Annotated in this window: 3 protein-coding genes and 2 tRNA genes; 4 read left to right on the top strand and 1 reads right to left on the bottom strand. The window is 76.1% G+C overall.

Annotated features, from left to right (window positions below; translation table 11 throughout):
• Positions 1-436: TetR family transcriptional regulator C-terminal domain-containing protein (locus ABZ914_RS49215; protein WP_500201493.1), on the top strand; the 436-nt coding region annotated here is incomplete at its 5' end.
• Here the strand turns inward: ABZ914_RS49215 and ABZ914_RS49210 are convergent.
• The gene (locus ABZ914_RS49210; RefSeq protein ID WP_500201492.1) at positions 424-1881 is read right to left on the bottom strand and encodes a benzaldehyde dehydrogenase; all 1458 of its coding nucleotides are present in this window, start codon (positions 1879-1881) and stop codon (positions 424-426) included. The genes ABZ914_RS49215 and ABZ914_RS49210 overlap by 13 nt on opposite strands.
• 428 nt (positions 1882-2309) lie before the next feature.
• Between ABZ914_RS49210 and ABZ914_RS49205 the strand changes: the two genes are divergently transcribed.
• The 3 genes from ABZ914_RS49205 (at position 2310) to ABZ914_RS49195 (ending at position 3118) form a co-directional block, all read left to right on the top strand.
• Positions 2310-2382, top strand: a tRNA-Cys gene (locus ABZ914_RS49205).
• A 37-nt stretch (positions 2383-2419) separates the two neighbouring features.
• Positions 2420-2492: transfer RNA gene (locus ABZ914_RS49200), tRNA-Arg, on the top strand.
• A gap of 32 nt (positions 2493-2524) precedes the next feature.
• Entirely contained in the window at positions 2525-3118 is a 594-nt protein-coding gene (locus ABZ914_RS49195; protein WP_500201491.1) for a hypothetical protein, read from the top strand.
• The last annotated feature ends 55 nt before the right edge of the window (positions 3119-3173 follow it).

Below are 3173 nucleotides of genomic sequence, written 5' to 3'. Positions count from 1 at the left end.
GCTCGGCGCGGACCTGCGCGGGCCGGGACGCGACCTGCTCGCCGACGCGCTGGCCGGCCTGGTGGACGCGCAGCTGCGCGAGCACCGCGCGTCCGTGCTGGCCCGCTACGAGCTGGCGCTGGAGGCGACCCGCCGCCCCGAGCTGCGCGCGATCTACGACGAGCTTGGGCGCGGGTTCCGCGATGTCGCCGCCGACCTCATGCGCCGGGCCGGGTCCCCCGACCCCGGCCGGCACGGGCCGCGGCTGGTCGCCTTCGTCGAGGGGCTGCTGTTCGACGCGGTCGCCGGCGCCGGACCCGAACCGGACGCCGCCGGCCTGCGCGCCGCCGTCGCCGAGTACCTCGACGGCGTCCTGCCCCGCTCCACCCCGCACCACGCCCCGCAACAGGACGGCCGGCCGCCGGCGGCCCGGCTCGCGGAGCGTCAGAACGGGTAAGGGGCGATCTCCCCGCGCATCGTCACCCACTGGGTCTCGGTGAACGCCTCGATGTTGGCCTCCGGGCCGCCGAACCGCGACCCGTTCCCCGACGCCGCCAGCCCCCCGAACGGCACCACCGGCTCGTCGTTGACGGTCTGGTCGTTGATGTGCACCAGCCCCGTCGGGACCGCGTCGGCGATCGCCATCGCCTGCCCGACGTCGCCGAGGATCCCCAGCGACAGCCCGTACTCGCTGTCGCGGGCCAGCGCGACCGCCTCGTCCGCGCTCGAGAACGGCACCACCGGCGCGACCGGCCCGAACACCTCCCGCGCGTAGGCGGGCATGTCCGGGGTGACCTCCGCCAGCACCGTCGGCCGGTAGAACAGGCCCTCGTGGGTGCCGCCCGCCGCCAGCCGCGCCCCGGCGGCGACGGTGTCGCGGACCAGCGCGTCGACGTGCGCGAGCTGCCCCTCGTCGATGATCGGGCCGAGCGCGACCGGCCCGGCCGCCGGGTCCCCGACCGGCAGCTTGTCGGCCTTGTCGGCCAGCGCGGCGACGTACTCCTCGTGCAGGCTCTCGTGCACCAGGTGCCGCCCGGTGGTCATGCAGATCTGCCCCTGGTGCAGGAACGACCCCCACGCGCCCGCCGACACCGCCTTGGCGATGTCGGCGCCCGGCAGCACGATGAGGGCGTTGTTGCCGCCGAGCTCCAGGTGCGCGCGCTTGAGCAGCCGCCCGCACGCCTCCCCGATCTTGCGGCCCGCGGCGGTGGAGCCGGTGAACGACACCACCCGCACCTGCGGCGCCGCCACCACCGCCTCGCCGGTCTCCAGCCCGCCCGGCAGCAGGTGCAGCAGCCCCTCGGGCAGGCCCGCCTCCTGGAAGACCCGCGCGACCGTGACGCCGCCGCACACCGCGGTGCGCGGGTCGGGCTTGAGCAGCACCGCGTTGCCGAGCGCCAGCGCCGGCGCCACCGACCGCATCGACAGGATCAGCGGGAAGTTGAACGGCGCGATCACGCTGACCACCCCGGCGGGGCGGCGCCGCGCCAGGCTCCACCGCGGCTGCGCCGACGGCAGCACCAGGCCCTGCGGGTGCGAGGCCAGCGCCGCCGCCTCGTAGCACAGGCCCGCCGCGAAGTGCGCCTCCAGCTCCGCCTTCGCCGGCACCGACCCGGCCTCCCGCACGATCCAGTCCTGGATCTCGGCGGCGTGCTCCTCGAACAGCCGGCCCGCGCGGCGCAGCACCGCGGCGCGGTCCTCGTAGGTGCGGGCCGCCCAGTCGCGCTGCGCGTCGGCGGCCGCGGCGGCCGACGCGGCGACGTCGCGCGCCGACGCCCGCCCGAGCGTGCCGAGGACCGCGCCGGTCGCCGGCTCGACGACCTCCAGCACGCCGCCGTCCGCGGCGGCCCACCCGCCGGTGAAGATCTTGTCCGTCCACGTTCCGGGGTCCAGCAACGCCATCGTCGGCTCCTCCTCGAACCACGCGCCCGCGGGCGCGGACGCGACGCGGGGCCCGCCCGCGCGGCGCGGCCCGTCCCCCCAGACTCGCCGTACCCGACCGGCGGCGGAACAACGGGTTTCCACTGAACGGAATGTCGCGCTGCGGACGCCGCCGAAACCGCGCTCAGACCCCGGCGGGAAAACCCGTTGCGGGGCCCGCGCGGCGCCGCGCATACTCGTCACATCTACCGGCCACCGGGAAGGGAGCAGACCATGACGCGGCGATGCGGCGACCGCACCCGCACCTGCTCCCGGTCCACCCGGCGGGCGGCCACCTGACCCTCGCGCGTCCAGCGCGTCACGGCCGCCCTTCCACCGACCGGAACGGCGGCCGCTTTCTTTTCGACGACCCGTGAAAGACCCCCGTGCGCCCGCGCCCCGCGGGCCGCGACGCCGTGGCCGAACGGCTCAGGCACCGGATTGCAGATCCGGATCATGTGGGTTCGAATCCCACCGGCGTCTCCCGCCCCGCCCCCACGTCACCCGGGGGCGGGGCCCGCTCCCCGTAGCTCAGAGGACAGAGCGCCGGACTCCGAAGCCGGGCGCCGCAGGTTCGAGTCCTGCCGGGGAGACCCCGCACCCGCCACCGGCAGGGAAGGACCGCATGCGCAAGATACCGACACTGTTCGTCCGCGACTGGGACGGCGACCCCCGCCACGTCACCTCCGAGCCCGACCCGTCCTGCGCCTGGGTGCTCGCCGGTGAGGGCCGCGCCACCCGCAAGTACGACGGCACCTGCGTCCGCTTCGACGGCGCCCGCTGGCACGCCCGCCGCGAGGTCAAGGCCGGCCGGCCCGCCCCGCCCGGATTCACCCCCATCGCCACCGACCCCGCCACCGGCAAGACCGTCGGATGGGAGCCCGCCGAGCAGTCCGCGTTCTGGAAGCACCTGCGCGCCGCCCTGGACGAACACGACGGACAAAGCGGACAAGGTGGAGGCGTTCTGGCCGCCGGCACCTACGAGCTGATCGGCCCCAAGATCAATGGGAACCCGGAGGGCGCCGAGCGGCACACCCTCGTCCGGCACGGCGCCGACGACCTCGGCGACGTGCCCCGCGACCACGACGGCCTCGCCGCTTGGCTGCACGCCCACCCCTACGAGGGCATCGTGTTCTGGCGCGACCCCGCCGACCCCGCCTGCGACAAGGCCAAGATCAAGCGGCGCGACTTCCCCGCCCCCCGACACACCGCCCCCTGACACCCTGCCCCCTGACACACCCGCCCCCTCCCCCTCCCTCAGGCCGGGGGAGGGG

This window comes from Spirillospora sp. NPDC046719 (assembly GCF_040645715.1).
Lineage (GTDB): Bacteria > Actinomycetota > Actinomycetes > Streptosporangiales > Streptosporangiaceae > Spirillospora.
The sequence above is the reverse complement of the archived record's forward strand: the minus strand, read 5'-3'. Positions and strand labels throughout refer to the sequence as shown.

Coding starts and splice junctions, on each gene's coding strand:
- ABZ914_RS49210 (WP_500201492.1), bottom strand. CDS start 1,881: ATGGCGTTGCTGGACCCCGGAACGTGGACGGACAAGATCTTCACCGGC.
- ABZ914_RS49195 (WP_500201491.1), top strand. CDS start 2,525: ATGCGCAAGATACCGACACTGTTCGTCCGCGACTGGGACGGCGACCCC.